At 43.6% G+C, this 22,162-nt stretch carries 18 protein-coding genes; 7 read left to right on the top strand and 11 right to left on the bottom strand.

All coding sequences use genetic code 11. The annotated features are described in order from the left end of the window. Positions 1-1,347, top strand: a complete 1,347-nt coding sequence (locus ACQY73_RS09290) for an FAD-binding protein (RefSeq protein ID WP_428664588.1) — start codon at positions 1-3, stop codon at positions 1,345-1,347. A gap of 213 nt (positions 1,348-1,560) precedes the next feature. Here the strand turns inward: ACQY73_RS09290 and ACQY73_RS09285 are convergent, their stop codons facing one another. Next, on the bottom strand, positions 1,561-1,887 hold the full coding sequence (locus ACQY73_RS09285; protein WP_428664585.1) for a HesB/IscA family protein: 327 nt from the start codon (positions 1,885-1,887) through the stop codon (positions 1,561-1,563). Positions 1,888-2,095: 208 nt separating this feature from the next. On the opposite strand from ACQY73_RS09285, the gene ACQY73_RS09280 reads away from it, so the two are divergent. From ACQY73_RS09280 to ACQY73_RS09265, 4 genes are all read left to right on the top strand, one after another. After that, complete coding sequence (locus ACQY73_RS09280) at positions 2,096-3,325, top strand: hypothetical protein (protein WP_428664582.1); 1,230 nt, start codon at positions 2,096-2,098, stop codon at positions 3,323-3,325. Then, entirely contained in the window at positions 3,301-5,229 is a 1,929-nt protein-coding gene (locus ACQY73_RS09275) for a hypothetical protein (protein WP_428664580.1), read from the top strand. The genes ACQY73_RS09280 and ACQY73_RS09275 overlap by 25 nt, the downstream gene beginning before the upstream one ends. Positions 5,230-5,343: 114 nt before the next feature. Continuing rightward, on the top strand, positions 5,344-6,405 hold the full coding sequence (locus ACQY73_RS09270; protein WP_428664577.1) for a 2Fe-2S iron-sulfur cluster-binding protein: 1,062 nt from the start codon (positions 5,344-5,346) through the stop codon (positions 6,403-6,405). Between the two features lie 78 nt (positions 6,406-6,483). Then, positions 6,484-6,933: a GNAT family N-acetyltransferase gene (locus tag ACQY73_RS09265; protein ID WP_428664574.1), complete on the top strand. Its 450-nt coding sequence runs from the start codon at positions 6,484-6,486 to the stop codon at positions 6,931-6,933. A gap of 27 nt (positions 6,934-6,960) precedes the next feature. Here ACQY73_RS09265 and ACQY73_RS09260 read toward each other — a convergent pair whose 3' ends face one another. Then, the gene (locus tag ACQY73_RS09260; RefSeq protein WP_428664571.1) at positions 6,961-10,950 is read right to left on the bottom strand and encodes a GEVED domain-containing protein; all 3,990 of its coding nucleotides are present in this window, start codon (positions 10,948-10,950) and stop codon (positions 6,961-6,963) included. Between the two features lie 96 nt (positions 10,951-11,046). Here ACQY73_RS09260 and ACQY73_RS09255 point away from each other — a divergent pair, with 96 nt between their 5' ends. Continuing rightward, a complete protein-coding gene (locus tag ACQY73_RS09255) occupies positions 11,047-11,538 on the top strand; it encodes a hypothetical protein (protein WP_428664568.1) in 492 nt (163 codons plus the stop codon). Positions 11,539-11,617: 79 nt separating this feature from the next. Here the strand turns inward: ACQY73_RS09255 and htpG are convergent, their stop codons facing one another. The 4 genes from htpG to ACQY73_RS09235 all read right to left on the bottom strand — a co-directional run bounded on the left by htpG (position 11,618) and on the right by ACQY73_RS09235 (position 16,387). After that, positions 11,618-13,456 (bottom strand): molecular chaperone HtpG, encoded by a 1,839-nt coding sequence (gene htpG / locus ACQY73_RS09250; protein WP_428664565.1) that lies wholly within the window; start codon positions 13,454-13,456, stop codon positions 11,618-11,620. Positions 13,457-13,640: 184 nt separating this feature from the next. Beyond that, on the bottom strand, positions 13,641-14,159 hold the full coding sequence (gene lspA / locus ACQY73_RS09245) for a signal peptidase II (RefSeq protein ID WP_428664562.1): 519 nt from the start codon (positions 14,157-14,159) through the stop codon (positions 13,641-13,643). A 71-nt stretch (positions 14,160-14,230) separates the two neighbouring features. After that, positions 14,231-16,021 carry a MutS-related protein gene (locus ACQY73_RS09240; RefSeq protein WP_428664559.1) on the bottom strand — a complete coding sequence of 597 codons (1,791 nt, stop codon included), beginning with the start codon at positions 16,019-16,021 and terminating at the stop codon, positions 14,231-14,233. Between the two features lie 66 nt (positions 16,022-16,087). Next, a complete protein-coding gene (locus ACQY73_RS09235; RefSeq protein WP_428664556.1) occupies positions 16,088-16,387 on the bottom strand; it encodes a muconolactone Delta-isomerase family protein in 300 nt (99 codons plus the stop codon). A 212-nt stretch (positions 16,388-16,599) separates the two neighbouring features. Here ACQY73_RS09235 and ACQY73_RS09230 point away from each other — a divergent pair, with 212 nt between their 5' ends. Further along, positions 16,600-17,118, top strand: coding sequence for an acyl-CoA thioesterase (locus ACQY73_RS09230; protein ID WP_428664553.1), 519 nt, complete (start codon positions 16,600-16,602; stop codon positions 17,116-17,118). 3 nt (positions 17,119-17,121) lie between these two features. On the opposite strand, the gene ACQY73_RS09225 is transcribed toward ACQY73_RS09230, so the two are convergent. The 5 genes from ACQY73_RS09225 to tyrS form a co-directional block, all read right to left on the bottom strand. After that, positions 17,122-17,415, bottom strand: coding sequence for a putative quinol monooxygenase (locus ACQY73_RS09225; RefSeq protein ID WP_428664550.1), 294 nt, complete (start codon positions 17,413-17,415; stop codon positions 17,122-17,124). Positions 17,416-17,440: 25 nt separating this feature from the next. Beyond that, complete coding sequence (locus ACQY73_RS09220; RefSeq protein WP_428664548.1) at positions 17,441-18,223, bottom strand: enoyl-CoA hydratase-related protein; 783 nt, start codon at positions 18,221-18,223, stop codon at positions 17,441-17,443. A gap of 52 nt (positions 18,224-18,275) precedes the next feature. Beyond that, positions 18,276-18,914, bottom strand: a complete 639-nt coding sequence (locus ACQY73_RS09215; RefSeq protein ID WP_428664545.1) for a hypothetical protein — start codon at positions 18,912-18,914, stop codon at positions 18,276-18,278. A 93-nt stretch (positions 18,915-19,007) separates the two neighbouring features. Continuing rightward, positions 19,008-20,465: an RNA polymerase factor sigma-54 gene (rpoN, locus tag ACQY73_RS09210; protein ID WP_428664542.1), complete on the bottom strand. Its 1,458-nt coding sequence runs from the start codon at positions 20,463-20,465 to the stop codon at positions 19,008-19,010. Positions 20,466-20,690: 225 nt separating this feature from the next. After that, positions 20,691-21,992 carry a tyrosine--tRNA ligase gene (gene tyrS, locus ACQY73_RS09205; RefSeq protein ID WP_428664539.1) on the bottom strand — a complete coding sequence of 434 codons (1,302 nt, stop codon included), beginning with the start codon at positions 21,990-21,992 and terminating at the stop codon, positions 20,691-20,693. Between the last annotated feature and the right edge of the window lie 170 nt (positions 21,993-22,162).

The following is a 22,162-nucleotide window of genomic DNA, read 5'->3' as shown; positions in this document are numbered from 1 at the left end:
ATGAATAAAAGAACCTTTCTGAAAACGTCGTCTGTATTAATAACCGGCAGTATGCTGACAAACTTGATTTCGTGTAAAGAAAAAGCCGAGGCCCGCACCAATTGGGCCGGTAATCTAACCTACAGTACCGATAACCTACACGTTCCCAAAACGGTCGCGGAACTTCAGGAGGTGATCAAAAAATGCAAAAAAATCAGAGGTTTGGGTACCAAACACTGTTTCAATCAAATTGCGGACAGTACCGAAAATCAAGTCTCAACGGCAGAATTCAATAAGATCATTTCGTTGAATAAAGAAAAAAATACGGTAACGGTAGAGGCAGGTATCAAGTACGGAGAAATGTGTAAGTACTTGGATGACAATGGATATGCGTTGCCGAATTTGGCTTCATTGCCGCATATTTCAGTTGCCGGTGCGTGTGCCACTTCTACACACGGTTCAGGAATTAAGAATGGAAGTTTGGCCACGGCAGTTTCGGCGATGGAATTGGTGAATGGCAAGGGCGAAGTAGTGAATCTGTCACGCGAAAAAGACGGCGAAGAGTTTCTGACTGCCATGATAGGATTGGGCGCGATCGGTATCGTGACAAAAATGACGCTTGATCTGCAACCGACTTTTAAAATGAAGCAGGTGGTCTATCAAAACTTACCCATGAGCGAGTTGGAGAAAAATTTTGAAGCCATCATGTCGGGAGGCTACAGCGTGAGCTTATTTACCGATTGGACCAAAAAGAACGTCAGCGAAGTTTGGATAAAAAGCAAAGCGGACGACATGAAAGACATTGCGCAGGAGTATTTTGGTGCCAAGTTGGCCACCAAAAATCTCCACCCGATTGAGGCGCTTGATCCTGTGAACTGCACCGACCAAATGGGCGTGGAAGGACCGTGGTACGAACGGATGCCGCACTTTAAAATGGGTTTTACGCCCAGCAGTGGTAAAGAATTGCAATCGGAGTATTTTGTGGCGTTTGAACACGCCTATGAAGGATTTATGGCGATTGAAAAACTCAATGAAAAAGTATCACCTCATTTGTTCATTACCGAAGTACGCGCCATTGCCGCCGATGATTTATACATGAGCCCGTTTTACAAAAAGACGTGTGTAGCCTTTCATTTTACGTGGAAACAGGAGATTCAGGAAGTAATGCAATTGTTGCCGCTCATTGAAGAGGCCCTTGCACCTTTCAATCCAAGACCGCATTGGGGGAAAATATTTACATTGAAACCTTCGGTACTGCAATCGAGAATCGAAAAACTGCCTGAGTTTAAAGCGCTGATGGCCAAACACGATCCCGAAGGTAAATTCAGAAATGAGTTTATAGAAACGAATCTTTTTGGTGTAAGTTAAGGGAAAAGAGTTAAAAGTAAAAGCCCGTCGATGACGGAAGGTTTCGATAAAATGGCAGGGATTAAAGCGGCAGAGCAGTGTAACATTTGTAGAGGATGAAAAAAAATGCTTTCGCCGTGGTCAGTGTCCTCACTGACCACTTCTGAACAACAAAAAAGACGTCGATTTATCGACGTCTTTTTTGTTGACAAAGTATATTTTGATCAGAAAAAGCTATACGGCAAAACTCTCTCCGCAACCGCAGGTACGGCTTGCGTTGGGGTTTACGAATTGAAAACCTTTGCCGTTGAGTCCGTCTGAAAAGTCCAAAACGGTGCCTGCCAAATACAGAATGCTTTTTTTGTCTACTACGATTTTGACACCCTTATCGACAAACTCCATATCGGTAGGCTGTCTTTCAGAGTCAAATTCGAGGTTATACATTAAGCCTGAGCAACCGCCCCCCACCACGCCGACGCGGATGTGGCTGTCTTCGGGTCTGCCTTCTTCTTTGCGCAATTCAAAGATCTTGTCTTTTGCTTTATCCGTTACCGTGACCATTGTGTCTTATATTTCAGAGTAATAAAAATCAACATTTACTACCCCTAAAAACCAATGTGAGGAAGTAAAAGTTTCAGCTTGAGAAGTTACTTTCAGTATGAAATCTTCCAAAAACAGAAGTTGTTATTAAGCGATATAATTATCGTACGATATTTTTATTGTACAATAAAAATATCGTACGTTTGTATCTCAATAAAAATAGATGGAAATGCAAAAGCATTATAAGTTGTCTCCAACAGTAGGGACGATTCCTCCGGATAAAGTGGTTGGAAGGCTTACTGAAATTGAAGATCTGTATACATTAACCGAATCTCAAAGCGTGGTATTGTCGGAAATACGGCGGATGGGAAAAACGCTTTTTCTTCAAAAATTCGCCTATGTCACCGTCAAAGAAAATCGCCCGAACAAAGCCATTCACTTTGATTTGATGCAGGTTGTTGATGTGACGGAGTTAACGGACAATCTTTTAGATAAACTTCGCAGTAAAGAAAATTATGGTTGGCTCAAAGTACAATTAGAACGTTGCCGATTGCTTTACAATAAATTTAAACCTGAAAAAATAGATGTGAAGCTTTCCCAATTACCTGAACTTTCATTTAAACTGCCTGAATTTAAAACAGAATGGAAGAAGGCTTTATCAGCTTGCATTGAAGATTTAGCTGACCGAAATCATCAGGAAAGCGAAAGTCTCACCTTGATTTTGGACGAAATGCCGTACATGCTGTGGCAATGGATTTTGAATGGGAAAGCCCAAGATGCCATTGAATTGTTAAGTTTACTAAGAAGCCTTCGGCAAAGTTTGCAGGACAAAGGCAGAATCCGATTTGTTATTTGTGGGTCTGTAGGGTTGGAAGTCGTTCTCAATCACTTACGAACAGAATTTCGCTATACTGCTGAGCCTTTCAATGATGCCGCAAAATATTCATTGGAAGCAATGAACGACCGCGATGCTGTTTTTTTGAGCGAATGTTTAGCATTATCGGGGTTTACATTTACCGAAAGTAAAGAGGAAGCTATCAATACTATTTGTCAATTGACCGAAAACTTACCTTTTTATATCAATAAGCTCTTTGCAATACTACAAAATTCGTTTGACTCGAAAATCAGCCGGAATACTGTTTATCAGGCTTTTGATGAACTTTTAACCAATGTTGATCAAGATACAACGTTTGAACAATTGGATACGCGCATCTCCACCTACTATCCCAAACAAGCGGATATTATGTTCAAGGTTTTAAATTATCTGTCAAAAAAAGGAGCAATTACGAACGAAGACACAATCAAAGATAGCATTCAAGCCGACGACAAAGAGATTCAACAGGTACTTAGATTGCTTACCAAAGACCAGTATTTACGAAGAATCATTGAGAACGAAACGCGTTCTTATCGTTTCAAATATAAATTGATACAGCAATGGTGGAAACTCAACAAAACTTAGCTCAAACAGGTATCAGTACGTTTTTGTCGTTTGGAGCGAAGAGCGTAAAGCCCGAAATTTTAGAAAAATTGCTGATTGGCCGACAGAAAACGGTCGATATGCTCACTCAGCAGGCTACCGATATTGCCGAACACGGTATCAATGCCCAACTCATGCTCATTGGCAATCGGGGCATGGGAAAAACACATGCATTGCGTGTGTTATACCATCGTATTCAGCCGTTGGTGCAAAGCCGTAAAATCGTGGTGGCATATTTTGTAGAGGAAGCGTATGATGTAGCGAGTTATTTGGATTTTCTGGTCCGCATCATCAAAGATTTTATTCGATGGTACACCGCAGAGGCGGAATTGTTACAGCAAAAACTTTCAATCCTCCGTGAAACGCCCTCAGTCCGACAGGAAGAACTGGCAGAGCAAATCGTGGCTGAATACGTGGCTGATAAACCTTTGTTGATTTTAACAGAAAATTTTGATGCCATTTTGGAGGCGCTGGGTAAAACAGGGCAAGCCAAACTGCGTTCCTGGCTGTATCGCCACAATCGCATTAGCATCATGGCTACAGCGCAGGCACTAAGTCCTGATTTGGGACGCGAAGACCGCCCATTTTACCAGTTTTTTACCACTATTTATCTCAAACGACTTACTTATGAAGACTCCCTCGAACTGTTGCGGACCCTTGCGCAAACGGACCACAACCAAGCGGTAATTGACCACTTAAATGGAAAAGGCATTGGACAGGTACGCGCCATTCATGAGTTGGTGAAAGGCAACCACCGTTTGTTAGTGACTTTTTACGAGTTTCTGAAAGCCGATACGTTGGCTAAACTCTCGGATATTTTTTTGAAGACCCTCAACGACCTCAAACCTTATTACGAAACATATATCCGCTATTTGCCGCCGCAACAGCAAAAGATTGTCCATTATTTGGCCTTGGCCGTTACGCCTCGTAACGGCACCGACATCTCCAAGGATTGTTTTATTGACCAAAAATCACTCTCCAAACAACTTTCCGATCTGCAACGCTCTCATCTGTTGGAGGCTTATACCGATCCTGCCGACGGCAGAAACAAACTCTACGACCTCAGTGAACCCCTGTTACGGATTAGTTTGGCCATTGGTGAACATACTGAAGGGATCACCCCATTGTTTATTGATTTTTTGGCCAATTGGTACAATATCAATGAGTTGGAGAGCCAAAAAGAACGTTTTTGGAAATTGCATTTAGAGGAAAGTAATGAGAAATTGAAACAGGATTATTTATATGATTATCAGGCGAGGGAAAAGGCTATTGAGAAAAAAACTGCTTTTGAGTTAGAAACGGATCAGATATTGATGCCAATTTTTGAGGCTTACATGGATGAAAACTATGAAGAAGTTATAAAGCTATCAACTGTGGTAAAAAATGAATTCAAAACATTAAAGTATTTTCTTTATTTAGGAAACAGTTATATTTTCTACAATGAAAATTATGGTAAAGCAAAAGAGATTTATACTCAAGCAGCAAAATATTTTCCACAATCATATACTGTTTGGGATAATTTAGCTCGTATTTTTTTTATAATGGATGATTTTGAAGAATTTCTCCAAATGTCTGAAAAAGCAATTAAAGTAGGATTGAATTACTATGAAATGCCGGAACCTAAGCCCCCTTATAGAATTCTCCTTGCAGATATTGCAGACAATATTGTATCGGTTCTTCAAATAAATAAAAACTGGACAGTTGAAAAACTATTGAATTGTGAGGATATAATTAAAAACGGATATGGTATGCCAGATGCCCTAAAAATCTCATACTTAATGTTCCAAACCTATCGCCGTTATGTGTTGGAGAAGGACAAACGAGCCATTTATGAGCTGCCTAAGGAGCAGCGAGAATTCTTTCTACGCGAAATTGTGAAGGAATAATTACTGCGAAATGAAGTTCCCGAAAACCTATCACGTAATTTTGCGTTTATATTGAATAAAAGCTGGAGCGGCATGATGGCTTAACCAAACTGTATCGGTTTAGACAAAACTGTAATGAAGTATTATCATCTGAAAGTAAAAGAAGTTGTAAAAGAAACGACTGAGGCCGTAACGATTCATTTTTGGCATCCATTGAGTGAAATGATAAAGTACAAGCCGGGTCAGTTTTTAACCCTGATCGTATCGGCTGACGGGCAAAAAGTACGTCGTTCGTATTCCATGAGCAGTTCTCCTCACACCGATACAGCACCTGCCGTAACGGTCAAAAGAGTACCCGGAGGATTGGTATCCAATTGGGTGATGGATCATGTCAAAGAAAATGATTTTGTAGAAGTAATGGAGCCAATGGGGCATTTTTGGGTAGAGCCCGACGCCCGCAATGCCCGTACAGTTGTGTTGATGGGCGCAGGGAGCGGCATTACTCCGTTGATGTCCATTGCTAAGTCCTTACTGAAAGTGGAAGCCGAAAGTCGTGTGGTGTTGCTTTACGGAAATCGTGACGAAAATTCAATTATATTTAAGGATAGGCTTGCAGAGATGGTTCAACAATTCGGTGAGCGATTTGTGTTGAAATACACACTAAGCCAACCGCAGAAACAAGATTGGGGAGGACACGTGGGAAGGTTGAATCGGCCACATATTTTGAAACTTCTGGAGGAGATCAACGAGTTTGTTCCCACCGCTGCCGAGTATTACCTGTGCGGCCCTGACGGCATGATGGAAGAAGCAAAAAGTGCGTTGGCCCTGTTGAATGTAAGCGACGTGCGTATTCATAAAGAAAGTTTTGGAACTGTACATTCGGTAGGAGAAGTGATTGAACACGAAGATGATGGAAGCCTCAAAGCACAGGAAATAACGGTGCTTTATGAAGGCAGTGAATATAAATTTATGGTAGAGCCGCACCAAACCATTTTAGAAGCGGCATTGGAATTGGACATTGACCTCCCGTATTCGTGTCAGGCGGGAATGTGTACGGCCTGCATGGGAAAATGTACATCGGGCAAAGTGCAGCTCGACGAAGAAGACGGACTGACAAAGTCAGAATTGGAGGCGGGTTATATCTTAACCTGCGTGGCTCATCCCTTATCGAAAGACGTTGTGGTAGAGATTGAGTAACGATTCGTCGGTAAAGTTTGGAAAAATAGAGAAGGTTGGCATTTTTTTTGCCTTGTTTATAGAGTAAATGCTTGAATTATGGAAATAACGTTTCGCACCTACGACCTTAGTGACCGCACCAATTTGGAAGAAATTTTCATGTTGAATACTCCCAAATACTTTGCGCCCGAAGAACTGGGTGATTTTTTGGAGTACTTGGATATATTCGGAGATGATTACGTGGTGGCGATGGTAGACAGACAGATCGTTGGCGGCGGCGGTTATTGGATTCAATCTTCTACCCATCAGGGAGGATTGTCATGGGCTTTTTTACATCCTGATTTTCAGGGTACGGGCGTAGGGAAAGCATTGGCTATATATCGAATTGATCAGATCAAAGCATCGGGAGAAGCCAAATCTATTTTGGTGGAAACGTCGCAACATTCGTTCGGGTTTTACGAAAAACTGGGATTCAAACTTCTCTCTCAACAACGCGATTATTGGGCTCCCGGTATTGACTTATATTCTGCGGTATTGGAATTGGAATAATCTAAATTTGGGGCCTGCCCCTACGGGTTATTTGCTGATTTTTCTCCAATTGTTTCCATCATAATATTCCAGCGTAGCTTCATCTGTATTATAGATCAACATTCCTGCCGTTGGATTGGGCAAGGCTTGCCGTTGGAGGGTTTTAAGGCGCGGAAGCAGTACGCCACGATCTCCTCTGACCTCTGCAATGGCTGTAGGGTTGATCGCGCCCGCGCCGGATTCGGATAAGATCAATCCTCGAAAATTGGCCATCGATTGATTGACCACGCCGGCTGAGACTGTATTTTGCGGCGCTCGTACAATGGGCGCAGGAATGCTCTCCGTCAGTAAACATTTCCATTGACTCCCGTCATATACCTGAAGACAATTATTGGAAAGATTGTAAACCAACAATCCCGTGGCTGCGCTTGGCAGTGCGTTGATCTGTGTAGTGGTAAGTCGAGAAAGGAGAAAGGCTTTGTTACTGACTCTCAATTCCATGGCTGCTGACGGATGTATATCGCTACCCTCATAACTGATTGATAATCCCTGTTGGTTTTGGTTAATAACCCCAATGCACGTAGAAACGGTCAGCGTGTCACCGGCGGCATAACTTTGGGTGGCTACCGGATTGGTAGATGTAATGCGAATTCGGTAGCCCGTCCCGATCGGTACATTCGCCGGAACGGTTCCGGCAATGGTTGTCGCTATTGTACTCTCAACACTGCCAAGCACAAACGGTGAGGCAAAGCTTCCGGAAGCATTGGAGAGTTCGGCCGAAAAAACATTACCGCTATTGAATGTTCCTGCCGTTGAAAAAGACACATTGATAGATTGATTCAAACAAATGACAGACGTGCCGCCTAAGTCAGTAAAAGTATAAATTCCTGAATCCAAAATAGTGATATTATAATCTTCCGTTTCTCCGTAGATATAGGCTTCACAGGGATTTAAATTAGTTTCATTATAACGTGTACGAATACGAAGTCTCATAACTCCTAAGGAAGCTGTTGGCGGAATGAAAATAGAACCATTGATGGTACCGTCTATTGGTGATGGTGTCAGGTATAATCGTTCCTCAGGATTATTAAATGTGGTATCCCGGTTGAGATCCAGCCAAATAGCTATACCTTGAGAAAACCCTAACGTTGTAAGGGAAAACGCGTAGGTTTGTCCTTTGGATAAACTAAGAATGGGAGTTGGATAATAACTGTAGCCGTTTGCCGAGCCGCAGCCGGATGCGGTACTCAGCGCCACTCCGTTGATAGTAACACTGTTAATCCCATCATTGTCAACACAACCGATGTTGTTAGAAGGAATACAAAAAGACGCCGATGCTGTACGTGTATTTGTGGCTTTTTTAGCAGATGCTGTCGGATTTATAGGGGAACCCGTAAAGCCTGAATTTTTGCTCAGACAGCGCCAATCTGTACCATTATATACCCGAATGCAGGAATTTGTATTGTCAAACACAATGGAACCGGCCGTGGGTTGATAAATGGAACCTATTTGATTAGCCGTCAGGCGCGGAAGCAAAAACGCTTTGTTGGACGTTTGAATATCCAACGCCGCTGACGCATGCACCGGTTCGCTGTGATAATTGATGGATAAATTGGAAGGAGCATTCGTAACAACCGCTTCACAGGTTTCCAGTACCAGATCATTGCCGTTGTTGGCGAGATAACCCGCGCTTGGAGAATTACTGATGACCCTGATTCGATACCCGTTTCCCGCAGGCAGCACCGGAATGGTGGCGGTGATGCTGCCGGACGTTGTACCGGCGAGCGTACCAATGGTTGTCGGAGCGGCAAAACTGCCGTTTGCATTGGAGAGTTGAACGGTAAAAATGGTGCCGCCGGCAAATGAACCCGTCGCCCCGAAAGGAATACTGAGAGTTTGCCCTACACAAAGTGTCGGCGTAGCAGGAAGAGATACCGCCGTATGAGTAGTATCGGCGACGAGGTTGATCAAATAATCTTCGGTTTCACCCGCAGTAATGTACAGGTCACAGGCTCCGGGCGTTTGAGAAGTAACAAACGTTCGTACTCGAAGGTAAGAGGTGCCTGAGGTTGCATTCATCGGAACGGTGAGATTTCCGGACAGGTTGCCGGTCATTGGCGAATAAGAAGCAACCAATTCGCCGTTTTCGAACGTACCGTTCTTATTGCTGTCTATCCAAATGTGCGCTCCCTGAATGGTGGTGGAGGCTAATGGCACAACTGAAAAAGCATACGAATCTCCCTTTTTTAGTAGTGGAACAACCTTCTGAAAAACGCTGTAGTTACCAACGCCGCAATCGGATTGAAAACTTAACTTTTGCTGATTCAAGACAAAACTGCTGATGCCCGAACCATTGGTGCAGTCCGTGGAAGTATACATTGGAAGACAGGATGTTACCGGTGTTGTAAAAGTCGCAATGGCTGAATAGTCGGCGGAGCAATTAGATCTGACGCGCCATTGGCAGACCGTAGCGGGAAGCAAACCGGACAGCGAGTAAAACAACGCAGTAGTCGTATCTGCGACCGTGAAACTGCCGCTTGTGCCCACGCGATATTCGACCGTGAAGTTCCCGCAACACACACCTGGTATCCACGTAAGTCTTGCCGAAGTAGAAGTAATGTTGGTAGATGTCAGAAATGTTGGCGCTCCGGAGCCGGTCAACAAACAGGAAGAGGCCTCCTGAATTTCGGTTCGAATTTTATCAGCAGGCAATGGCCCAAAACCATTGGTAAAGCTGATGCCCGGTTGAAATTCCTTGTGACAATAACTCATGATCGTACCGCCGTTCGTTGGCGGAGTCGGCCCTGCCACACAAGTCGGACAGAAGTCGATTCCTTCCGGTCGGTTACAATTGTCAATAGGACCACCCGGCCAACGGCAATTGTTGGTATGTGGAGAACCCAAGTTATGACCTATTTCATGAGTTACAACATAGACAGTCCAGTTGTAAGTTGGGTAATTTTGGTATGTGGAGTAGATAAAGCTAAAAGATACTGACTGCGATTTATCACACAGCGTTGAGTTAATTCCTGCAATGGTGCAAGTATCGGTAACGGAGCCGAACTGGCTGCGTCCGCCTTTTCCGCCACCTGTGAGGCTTTTCGTCGACAGTAAATGTGCAACGTCTCCGTTAAAATTTCCATTTAGATGATCCCGAAAATTATTCCATGTATCATCAAAACCGTTATACAAAACATAAGGGTCGGGGGAGGTCCAGATTTTAATCTCTGAGATTTGAACGTAAATATTATCATTGCGATATAAAGTGGCCACCTGATTGAACATTCCCAACACAAAATTCGCAGCAGCCGTGGCGTTGGCACCCAGTTCGGTATACATTTGATAGTCTACTTCGAAGTAAATCCGAACCACTTTACATTCTGTTTCTGCCGGGGTTGCCAACGCTTTTGTATGCAACGTTCCAAAAGCCGCTGCCGGACCGGTAGGCTCCGGACATTGGAAATTCAATTGCGAGCTTATAAGATCTTCATTGTAAAGAACATGCAAATCCTCGCCTTTCATCTTCCCCAGTACCCGATTACGCTTGCCTTCACTGATCACCCCAATCATTTCATTGGGAAATAAACTGATGGAAACTAAAGACTTTTTACTGCCTTTTACAATGCCACGATAGTGTACACCCATTTTCAAAAGAAGCCTTGTCTGCCTGTCGGTGCTGATTTTGAAATCAGAGGTAGTGAGTGCTACCCGAATCAATTCGAGTTCTACCTGACTGCCATCGGGTTGCGGGAGCGATAAGTCTAATTGTGAGCGTGGGTTAACGGTTAGATCGGTAAGAGTGGCTGCGTTAATGGTATAGAAAACACCTTGGTCCGTCAGGTTTTTGCCATTGACGGTAAGCTTGGTTTGGGCACTCTTGGGAGATAATGTTAAAGGAGATGATTTCTGAACCTGTTGAGTACTGCGGGCCTGCGCAAACCAGGCAGTAAAAGATTGATCCTGCGATTGGCTATGAGCACTCAAATGAATAATGAACAATAAAATTACCTCGAATAAGGTACCCGCCGTCCGCTTCATGTGTCGTCTGTAAATAGAATAATTGAAAGAAAGTATAGTATATTTACTTAATTGTTCTATTACAAAAGAAAGCATTAAATTTCAGTATTTTACGCTATGCCTCGACTACTCCTGTTTTTTCTGGTTATCTGCTTAGGTTGTACTCAATCCGAAGAGGTTCAAACGGATGGTTTGTTGACAAATTCGGACGATTATTTTCAGTTCGGAACCGTTGGCGGTTTTTGCCCGACACCCTGTAATGTAGCTTATAAATTGGGAAATAATGTCTTTTTTGAAAATACAAATCCACAAAACCCTACTGACTTTTCAAAGGCCACTTTGGCTAAATTACCTGATACAAAATTGGCGTTGGCAAAAGACTTATTGGCGCAGTTGCCGCCTGAATTATTACAATTTGACAACAAACAATTCGGAACTTCGAAGGTGATCGTGGATGGACAGGATTATGTCATTGAACTGAAGTCGAAAGGAAAAGTGTATCGTTGGCAAATGCCGACTGCGTTTGATAGTCGTGATACCGTACCGGACTATGTGCGATTATTCCAAAGGCGTGTAGATGAAACACTGGCCCAATTAAAAAAAATGTAGAGACGCCGCATCGGCGGACTGCGCGTCAGCGAACCGAAAATCTTGCGTCTCTACATCAAATAATATCAATACCAAAAAATTACAATCTAGAAACAGCCTGTTGTACAAATGCGGTCAAGTCACTGCCCGACAACATTCCCTGTGACAACAATGCCAAGTTGTAAGCATGACGAACCAATGCCGATGCATCTGACGGTTCTGATGTGTTCAGAATTTTTTGCGTAACGGGGTGATTGGCATTAATGGCCACATTCAGCATTTGCGGCATATCGCCAAACATTGATTTCTGCCCCGAAGTAGCTGCCATATCGTTCATACGACGAATAAATTCCGGAATCGTGATCACAACCGGCATTTCATCCGTTGGCATTGCTTCTACAGTGATCGTCAATTTAGGCGCACCGCCGAGGGTTTCTTCAAACAATTTTTTAGCACGCTCTTGGTCATCGTTGGAAAGCACACTTTCCAATTTGATCTCTTTTTCGATCAGTTTATCCAACGTATCGGCGTCGACGCGCTTGATACTCGTTTTTTCGATTTTATACTCGATACCGTTGATAAAGTGTGGGTCGATCACACTGTCAAAAATCAATACGTCATAGCCGCGTTTTTTAGCAGATTGGATATAGGCATCTTGTTTTTGAACATCACTTGCGTACAACCACACCACCGTACCCCCTTTATCTGTTTGGTTTTCTTTGACTTTTTCGGTGTATTCATCAAAGGTAAAATGCTTGCCTTCCAAGTTTTTAACGAGGCAGAATTCTTTGGCTTTCTCTCCGAATTTTTCGTCAGAGATCATACCGTATTTCACGAACAGACTGATGTCGTCAAATTTCTTCTCAAACCCTTCACGGTCGTTGCGGAAAATCTCGGAAAGCTTATCGCCTACTTTACGGGTAATGTAACCGTTGATTTTCTTAACATTTGAATCCGATTGCAGGTAGCTGCGCGAGACGTTGAGCGGAATATCCGGTGAGTCGATCACACCGTGGAGCAATTGTAAGAAATCAGGAACGACGTCTTTCACTTCGTCGGTGATAAACACCTGACGGCTATAAAGTTGTATCTTTTCTTTCTTGACAGAAAAGTCGTTCTTGAGTTTTGGAAAATACAAAACGCCCGTCAGGTTGAACGGATAATCTACGTTGAGGTGAATCCAAAATAAAGGATCTTCGCCCATTGGGTGCAGTTCTTTGTAGAACGCCAAATAATCTTCGTCTTTCAATTCCGAAGGCTGCTTTGTCCAGATCGGGTTTGGATTGTTGATGATCTTTTCGTCAAACTCAATTTCAACGGGCAGGAATTTGCCGTATTTTTCCAGAATTTCGTTGAGACGGTATTTCACCAAAAACTCTTCCGAATCTTCGGCAATGTGCAAAATGATGTCCGTTCCGCGGTCTTCTTTTTGAGCGGGTTCGATGCTGAATTCTGTCGAACCGTCACACGTCCAGCGAACGGCTTCCGAACCTTCTTTAAACGATTTGGTAATGATCTCTACTTCTTTCGCCACCATGAACGAAGAGTAAAAACCAAGCCCGAAGTTACCGATGATGTTGCCGCGCGTGTCTTCTTTCTCTTTGTATTTCTCCACAAACTCGGCGGCGCCCGAAAATGCGATCTGGTTGATGTATTTCTTGATTTCGTCGGCGGTCATCCCGATACCACGGTCGCTGATGGTAATGGTTTTGGCTTCTTCATCCAGTTTTACCGTTACTTTCAGCTCGCCCAATTCACCATTGAATTCACCAAAACCCGCCAGTTTTTTTAATTTTTGGGTGGCGTCAACGGCATTGGAAACCAACTCACGCAAGAATATTTCGTGATCTGAATAGAGGAATTTTTTGATAATCGGGAAAATATTGTCGGTATGAATCGACAATTGACCTTTTTCGGTCGCTGATGTAGTTGCTTCCATAATCAATGTTTAAGTGACAAAATGTTATGACGATTGACAACCGGTCAATTTTTGTTCCACGACCTTCTATTCTGACAGATTGGCAGAAACAACGCAATATAATATTTACAAACAGCCATAAAAGGCATGATTGTAAAGCATTGTACTGACTGATTGAAGAAGAAAAAGTAGAAAAAGAGATAAACTACGCCGGAAGTTTTGGCGATGGATTGCGGTCTTTATAAAAACTGTACATGACCAAAAATGTACCGACCATGATGGAAACATCGGCCAGATTAAAAATGCCCGTTTGGAAGATACCGAATTTCAAGTGCAGAAAATCAGTAACAGAACCTCGAACGGCGCGATCAATGATATTTCCGATTCCGCCGCCGATCACGCAGGAAGCCCCCAAACGGAAAAGAGCCGACAAACCTTGTTTAAACAGAATAACCGCCAAGCCCGCAATAAGCGCAATGATCGGCAAAACCACTAACAAAATCTCGCGCACGGGAGACGGCCATTCATTGCCAAGACTCAAAAAAGCACCCGTATTTTCGACGTTGGTCAACGTAAAATGATGACGCACCACGGAAATATGTTCATAATACGAAATATGCTTGCGAACCATGTCTTTGGAGATCTGGTCGCACCCGATATTGGTGAGGACTGTCAGCAGTAAAACGATATTTCGGAGTATTCTCATGGTGGTAAATCGATTCATTGGCGGCTGCATAGTAGGAGTGTATCAATGATTTTACATAAGGGTAACGCAACGAAGCAAAATAAATTTTCTTATTCGCCAATTTCAATCCCAATTTGTCGCATGAGTGCCGTGGCGTTGAACTCCTTACAAACACCTTCCTGAAGGCGATAATCAAAGTGGAGTTGGCCCTCTGAAAACGTTGAATAAAAGCTGTAATTATGTACGTAATCATGCTCCGTAGACATCATTCCCAGTTCCAGATCATGCGTTGAAACAAATCCTGAACTGTTCAATAAATGCAATTGACGAATCAGCGCTTCGGCTCCGCGATGGCGGTCGGCCGAATTGGTTCCTTTTAAAATTTCGTCTAAAAAATAAAAAACGGGAATGTTTGATGATTTGGCAAGTTGAAGCAAAGCTTCCAGCCGTTTTAGTTCGGCATAAAAAGAGGACGTGTTTTCTTCGAGCGAATCCTGCGTTCTCATGCTCGTAAATACCCGAACCGGCGAGCAGATAAACGTTTCTGCACACACCACCGAGCCTGATAGCCCGAGTACAGTATTGAGGCCCAATGTGCGCAGGAAAGTACTTTTGCCCGACATGTTAGACCCTGTAATGACGGCAGTTTGGCCAATGTTATTGAGTTCAAAATCATTACTGACCCTTTTTGCAGGGTTTATCAGCGGGTGCCCTGCTTTTTGAGCCTTGAGTTGAAAGGACTGAGGCGATATTTCGGCAAAAGGATAGTGAGGATTTGCGTAAGAAAACCCTGCCATGCTGCATAACGCTTCCATTTCACCTACCACCGCAAACCATTTGCCGAGGTCATGGCGGTGCGTTCGTTTCCAATCTTCCAGTCTGGTCATCCATTGCAGATCCCATAAAGAAGGAAGGCCGATGGCCAACATAAAATAAGGATTAAGGCGAAAATTAAGACTTTCAGTGACCGAAGCAAGTGATTCAATTTGTTTGGATGCAACTGTATTTCCTGATTGAAGTTGGTATTGCAGTTGTTTTAATTTGGCAGATTGAAAGGGTTGGTTTTCAATTTTTTCAAGCAAGACTCCCAACGCTTTTAAGGTGCCGACAATACCATCCGATTGCTCAGCGTATTCTTTTACTGATGGGTTCAGTTTACTCAAAATGAAGCTTTGAAAACCTAATAAAAGAATAACCGCGATCCAGGGAATATACCCCAAAAAAGCGCCGATGATAATGCTTATGGTGAGCACAGGAAGCCAACGCAGTTTTTTCCACCGTATAATAGCCTCATTCTCGCCCGCATGAAGCCAATGTTCCAAAAAATCGGTGGGTTCAGCAATGCGTTTTTCCAGACGGGCATTTCCTTCCAATTCCTGACGCCAATCCAACAAAGGGGTGAGTTCTTTGATGGCTTCCTGCCGTACCGAAACTTCGATGGGGTCAGCGGGGCCAAGCAACCAATCGGCCAAGGTCTGCATTCCAACGCGTGTATGAGCGCGGTTGAGCAATCTGAACAATGAATGAGGGCCGAAAATATCGAGATCGTTGCAGTAAATATGATTTTTTATGGCAAACATCTCACCGGTTTCCGCACGGGAAAAACGCAACGAAAGGCGTTCGGTTTCATCACCATTGATCGTTGCGAGAGCACGATACAAATCCCACTTCCTTTTGGTAGCCTGGTGCCTGCGTAAAATAACCGTAAAAAGGATAAGCCCAACGGCACCCGCCAACAAAGGAATCCAAATAGGGAAGGAGAGCGTTTGCCAAACCGCAATGACAGCACCAACAAAAACAAGGAGGCGAACGGTGGATAACTGATTGTATTGGCGCTGAAAAGCCTCTGCCTGTTGCTTAAATTCAGATTGACGCTTGACAAAAATTTCGGAAGGAATCACAGCTGTTTTTGTCCGCAAAGGTAGCAATACACTTTGGGATAACTATAAATGGGCAATAATAATGCCTTAATTCAGTGAATAAAGCGGCAGCTTTACGGCGGTGGCGGTGTTATTGAACATCAATTCGGACACAGTAGCCTGCATAAAACCAATCAGCGGAAATTCGGCAAGGATCTCCATTACCTCTACTTCATTCTCGGCCTTAATAACACACCACAGTTTAGAACGGTCGGCCGCAAGTGAGTAAGATGTTATTTTTCCTTTCTCCATCAATTGATTGATCTTCAATCGTTGACGGGGGACTTTTGCAATAAATTCCTCCGTTGTTTCCTCAGGAAGAATAAATTCAACCATGAATTGGCTCATGTTAGGTTCAAGTTTGCGGTGAATTATAAACTGCCTCACAAATCCACTTTAGGTGAGTTGGGACAATATGTGTGGACATGAACGTAACAGACATACGTATAAAATGGTTCGAACGGTTTTGTCGGGTCGGTTATAATTAGCTCCGCAAGTCAAAATAATCATTATTTTTTTTGTTGATTTGCGCTCACAACAACTAAAACCGGTATTGTTTCATGCCTCTGCCCAGAAAAGCCTACGAATCACACACAATTATGACCGAAATGGTATTGCCCAACGATACCAATACGCTAAACAATCTGATGGGAGGGCGTTTGTTGCACTGGATGGATATTTGCGCGGCCATCGCCGCCCAAAAACACGCCCACCGAACGGTCGTAACGGCCTCCGTTGATAATGTATCGTTTGCAGAACCGATCAAATTGGGAAATATTGTCACGTTTGAAGCGCAGGTGACGCGCGCTTTTACCTCGTCGATGGAAGTTCATATCAAGGTAAGCGCCCAAAATATTTCAGCCGGCGAAAAAGCCGTTCACACCAATGCTGCCTTTTACACCTTTGTGGCCGTTGACCAAAGCGGGCGTCCCATTGAGGTTGCGCCCGTTATTGCAGAAGCTGAAGAAGAAAAACAACTTTTTGAAAGCGCGTTGCGTCGTCGTCAGTTGCGGCTTGTATTGGCGGGCCGTATGAATCCTGCGGAAGCTACCGAATTAAAAGCGCTGTTTGGTTCATGAAACTCAAATCGTTTCTATTTTTTTCGATGAAAATGCTAAGGGCTTTTCCGAAAAAAGGACTTTTGTTTTTGCCCAGGTAACCTTAAATAATTCCGAATCGCGGTAATGATTGAGCGCGGCATCGTCGTCCCAATGGCTGTGCGTGACGAAAATATTGGGTTGGTCATAATCTCGGAGCAATTCAAGATGCTTACAACCGGGCATAGCTCGTATCTTGTGTTTTGACTGCGCAAAGATCTCTAAAAATTCAGCGACTTTCTCGTCTTGAAAAGTCATACGAACAATTCGAATAAGCATAAAAAGCAGTTTGGAGGAGCCGAAATTATTTTCCGCGATAAAGGGCTTTTCTTTTTTGCAAAAATGCCATAATACCTTCGGAAGCATCGTACGTGCGACTCAGCTCGTCTTGGTGTTGGGCTTCCATCTCAAGCATTTGTTCCAAATTAGAATAAAGAGATTGATTCAGAGCCTGTTTCATCGCACCGATCGCTTTCGTGGGAGCGTTACGATAATAACTTACCACTTCACTCACCGTGAGGTCCAGTTCACTGGAAGGAACGGCTTTGAAGATCAGCCCCAACTGAACGGCTTCGGTAGCAGACACTTTTCGTCCGGTGCTTGCCAGTTCAAATGCACGCTGCATACCCACTAAACGCGGCAAAAAGAAGGTAGAACCTGCATCGGGCATCAGGCCGATATTGACGAAAATCTGACTCAAATAGGCTTCTTCAGCAGCAATGACTACGTCGCAGGCAAGTGCTAATGAACAACCGGCTCCGGCCGCCACTCCGTTCAATCGGCAAATAACGGGTTTGGTAAGGGAGCGAATGGCTAAAATCATCGGATTATAGTTGGTACGAAGCGAATCGCCCAAACTTTTTGCACCCGCCATGCCTTCTTTTAGATCCGCTCCTGAGCAAAATGCTTTCTCTCCCGCGCCTGTAATGACCACCACCCGGACGGAATCATCGGTTGCAGCGGCATTAATGGCGGCGGTAATATCTCGCAACAGACCGGGGCTAAGTGCATTATATACCTGAGGGCGGTTAAGGGTGATCTTTGCAATGCCGCCCGAAAGTTCAAATAAAATATTGTCGTATTCCATTTCCATCAGTAGGTTTAGGTAAAAAGTTATAGGAGAAGTCAATAAAGCTGTTTTAGACAAACCACCAAACGGTGAATAAACTTATGGAAATTCCCAGTAAAAGCCCGGCTGCTACTTGGGCAGGGGTATGGGCATTGAGTTTAAGTCGGGCGCTGATCAGAAAGCCCGTCATCAGGATCAGTGCGATAATAGAATAAAGAAGGTTGGCATGGCCAAACTTTACAACTATGCCCAAGACCGCGCCCAGCATTCCGCCGATGCCGACCGAATGCGCGCTGATTTTCCAAAAAAGGCTGATCAATCCCACCATTGCAATCGAAACGGTGATACTGCCCAATACGATTCCAATTTCAGGTGCTATTTCGGATAAAGGCGGCAGACTGAAACTGAAAAAATAGGTCGCAAAAGCGTAAAAAAGCGTAGTAAGAAAATAAGGAAGTTTACGATCGGCCAACTCATCCAAATGGAGACTTTTGATGTATTTGGCGCGGTATAAATAATAAATACCTAACGCCGGCACCACAAAAGTGGTCATGCTTACAAAACCCAACAGGGTGATGCGGATAGTGGGAGTGAGTACATCTACTCCCAAGACATCAGGAGCTGCAAAAAAGAGCAAACCCAACAATAACGTGGGCATCAACAATGGGTGGAAAAGGGCAGAAACTGCCTGAGCAATGCGCGTATTCAAAGGAAACGTAAGTGGTTAATCTGTTAATAGTTGTCGCACGGGCGAATTGTAAACGTAAAATTACACTATTAACAGATAACTACTAATGAAACCCTAAAGTTGCTTTCTTAAACGGGCTACCGGAATATTAAGCTGTTCACGGTATTTAGCCACAGTCCGACGGGCAATATTGTACCCACGGTCGTTTAAGAGTTTTTCCAATTTATCATCAGAAAGCGGATTGCTTTTGGATTCGTTTTCGATAAACTCTTTCAAAATGGATTTTACTTCACGGCTGCTGGCATCTTCGCCATAATCAGTGGAAATACCTTCGGAGAAGAAATATTTGAGAGGGTAAACACCGAATTCAGTTTGAACGGCTTTGCTGTTGGCTACGCGCGATACCGTCGAAACATCCATTTCAATTCGATTGGCTATATCCTTCAAAATCATTGGCTTAAGCCGTGTTTCGTCGCCGTCTGCAAAGAATTCATATTGGTACGTGACGATGGCATTCATGGTACGTTGGAGCGTATTTTGGCGTTGCTTGATGGCGTCAATGAACCATTTCGCAGCGTCCAGTTTTTGCTTTACAAACGTGACCGTCTCGCGAATATGACGGTTGGATTTGTCACTTTTATCGTATGTATCAAGCATATCGGCAAACGAACGGCTGATGCGTAATTCGGGAGCGTTTTTGGAATTAAGGTGAACTTCCAACTTGCCGTTGTTATTACTGACCCAAAAATCGGGTAATAAATATTGAGCTAGGCCGTCTTCACCTTCTACTGAGCCGGGTTTTGGATTTAACTTAGTGATGAGGTAGATGACATTTTTCATCTGCTCGTCATTGATGGCAAGCCGTTTTTGAATTTTTTCGTAGTGTTTTTTCGAGAATTCTTCAAAAAAGTCTTCGATCACTTTGATGGCAAATGTAACGTTAGCGTCAGAAGCGTCTTTACGGTCAAGTTGAAGTAACAAACATTCCTGCAAGTTGCGGGCTCCGATACCGGGAGGATCGAAGGTCTGAATTTTCTTTAAAACCTGTTCAACTTCTTCAATGGTCGCATAAAAGGCCTGTGAAAATGCCAGATCATTGACAATGGCTTGCATTGAGCGACGGATGTAGCCATCATTTTCGATGCTTCCCAACAATTGCAAACCGATAACGGACTGACGCTCGTTGAGCCGCAAAAAGCCAAATTGCTGAATCAATGCATCATGGAGTGTACTCATGGTCGCAATTGGCATTTCTCTGTCTTCATCGGGATGATTGCCATCGCTGTACATTTTATACCCTGCGTATTCATCATGATTCAGATAGTCATCCAGGCTGATGTCGTCGCGATGATTGTAATCTTCCTCATACTCATCGTCGCCGTCATTATTATAGGCATCTTCTTTATTGAGCATGTCTTCTTCCATGCCCTCTTCCAAAGCCGGATTGATCTCAAGTTCTTCTTCAACGCGCGTCTCCAACTCGGCAGTTGGAATTTGTAAGAGCTTAATAAACTGAATCTGCTGAGGCGATAGCTTCTGCTGTAGAGTCTGGTTCAGGCTTAATTTCTGCATGATGCTAAGGGTTATAGAGATTTGCCATGCGTTTATATAAGGGATAATTTACTACAAAGTTGACCTTCTCAATAGTCGTGCCAAATTTTTCTAAATGTCTGTAATAATTTTTGAAAAAAAATGTTGGGCGTAATTTTTTAACGTTTGGACGTAGTTTTTTGAATAAAGTGACAAAAAAACGCCTCATTGAGGCGTCTTTGGGGAAGAAAAATAAATTAAAAGATTTTACTCCACTACGATAAGGTGGTTTTTCTTCCCTTTTGAAACCAATAAATATTTATTTTGCAGCAGTTCAAAATCAGGTTGAGCATTGCCGTCCGTGATTTTTGTTTTGTTGATACCTACCGCATTCCCCTGAATAGCACGCCGTGCTTCGCCTTTGGATGGATAAATCTCGCCGTTGGTCGCAGTTGATAATAGGTCGGTGACAGTTGCGCAATTGCTTAACTCTTCCCGCCCGATAGCAGTTTGTGGAACACCCTCAAAGACCGATGAAAAAGTGGCTGCATCCATGCTTTGGAGGGTTTCAAGTGTCCCTTTTCCAAAGAGCACTTCAGAAGCAGCAATAGCCATGTCATAATCGTGTTGCGAATGAACACGTATGGTGACCTCTTTCGCCAATGCCTTTTGCATAATCCGTAAATGAGGAGCTTCAGCGTGTTGTTGCTCAAGGCCTTCTATTTCCTCTTTAGAATACAGCGTAAATACACGCAATAAACGGGAGCAATCGGCATCCGCGCAGTTGATCCAAAACTGATAAAATTGGAAAGGCGATGTCATCGACGCATCCAACCATACATTGCCGCTTTCACTTTTCCCGAATTTGGTACCGTCGGCCTTGGTGACTAAGGGCGTGGTGAGTGCAAAGGCGCGGTGCTCCGATGTTTCGTCGTTGTTGGATTCTTTGCGACGAATCAGTTCCGTTCCTGTCGTAATGTTACCCCACTGATCGGAGCCGCCCATTTGGAGACGAACGTTCTTGTTTTTATATAACCAGTAAAAATCGTATCCCTGTAATAACTGATAGCTGAATTCAGTGAAAGAAATGCCCGTTTCCAAGCGCTTTTTGACTGAATCTTTGGCTGACATATAATTGACTGTAATGTATTTTCCGGCTTCCCGCAAAAATTCCAGAAAACCGATTCCTTTGAACCAATCGTAATTATTTACGATCTCGGCAGAGTTGTCGCTGTTGTCAAAATCAAGAAATTTTTCTAACTGTTTTTTGATGCAGGACTCATTGTAACGCAGTGTTTCTTCCGACAAAAATGCTCTTTCTGCGGCTTTGCCCGAAGGGTCGCCTACCATTCCGGTAGCGCCGCCCACCAAAGCGTAGGGCTTATGACCGCACAACTGAAAATGCTTGAGCAGCATAACCGTGGCCAAATTTCCAATGTGCAGCGACGAAGCGGTAGGGTCAAAACCAATATAAGCAGCCGTAATTTCTTTTTGCAATTGCTCTTCGGTGCCGGGCATCATGTCGTTGAGCATTCCGCGCCAACGAAGTTCTTCAATAAAATTTTTCACTTTATTCAACGGATTGGAGTGTAAGATTGGGGGTGAAAAGCCGATGAAAGGGTCATTCGACAAACCTCCGCAATCAATTTTCAAAAAGTCCACAAAGGTACGGTGAAAATCGACTGAAACGAAATCCGGATTATTTTTAAGTTAAAAAGAACTCGGATTTTAGATTCCCA

Source organism: Runella sp. (assembly GCF_965279615.1).
Taxonomy (GTDB): domain Bacteria; phylum Bacteroidota; class Bacteroidia; order Cytophagales; family Spirosomataceae; genus Runella.
Note: the sequence above shows the minus strand (reverse complement) of the source record. Positions and strands in the feature narration are given on the sequence as shown.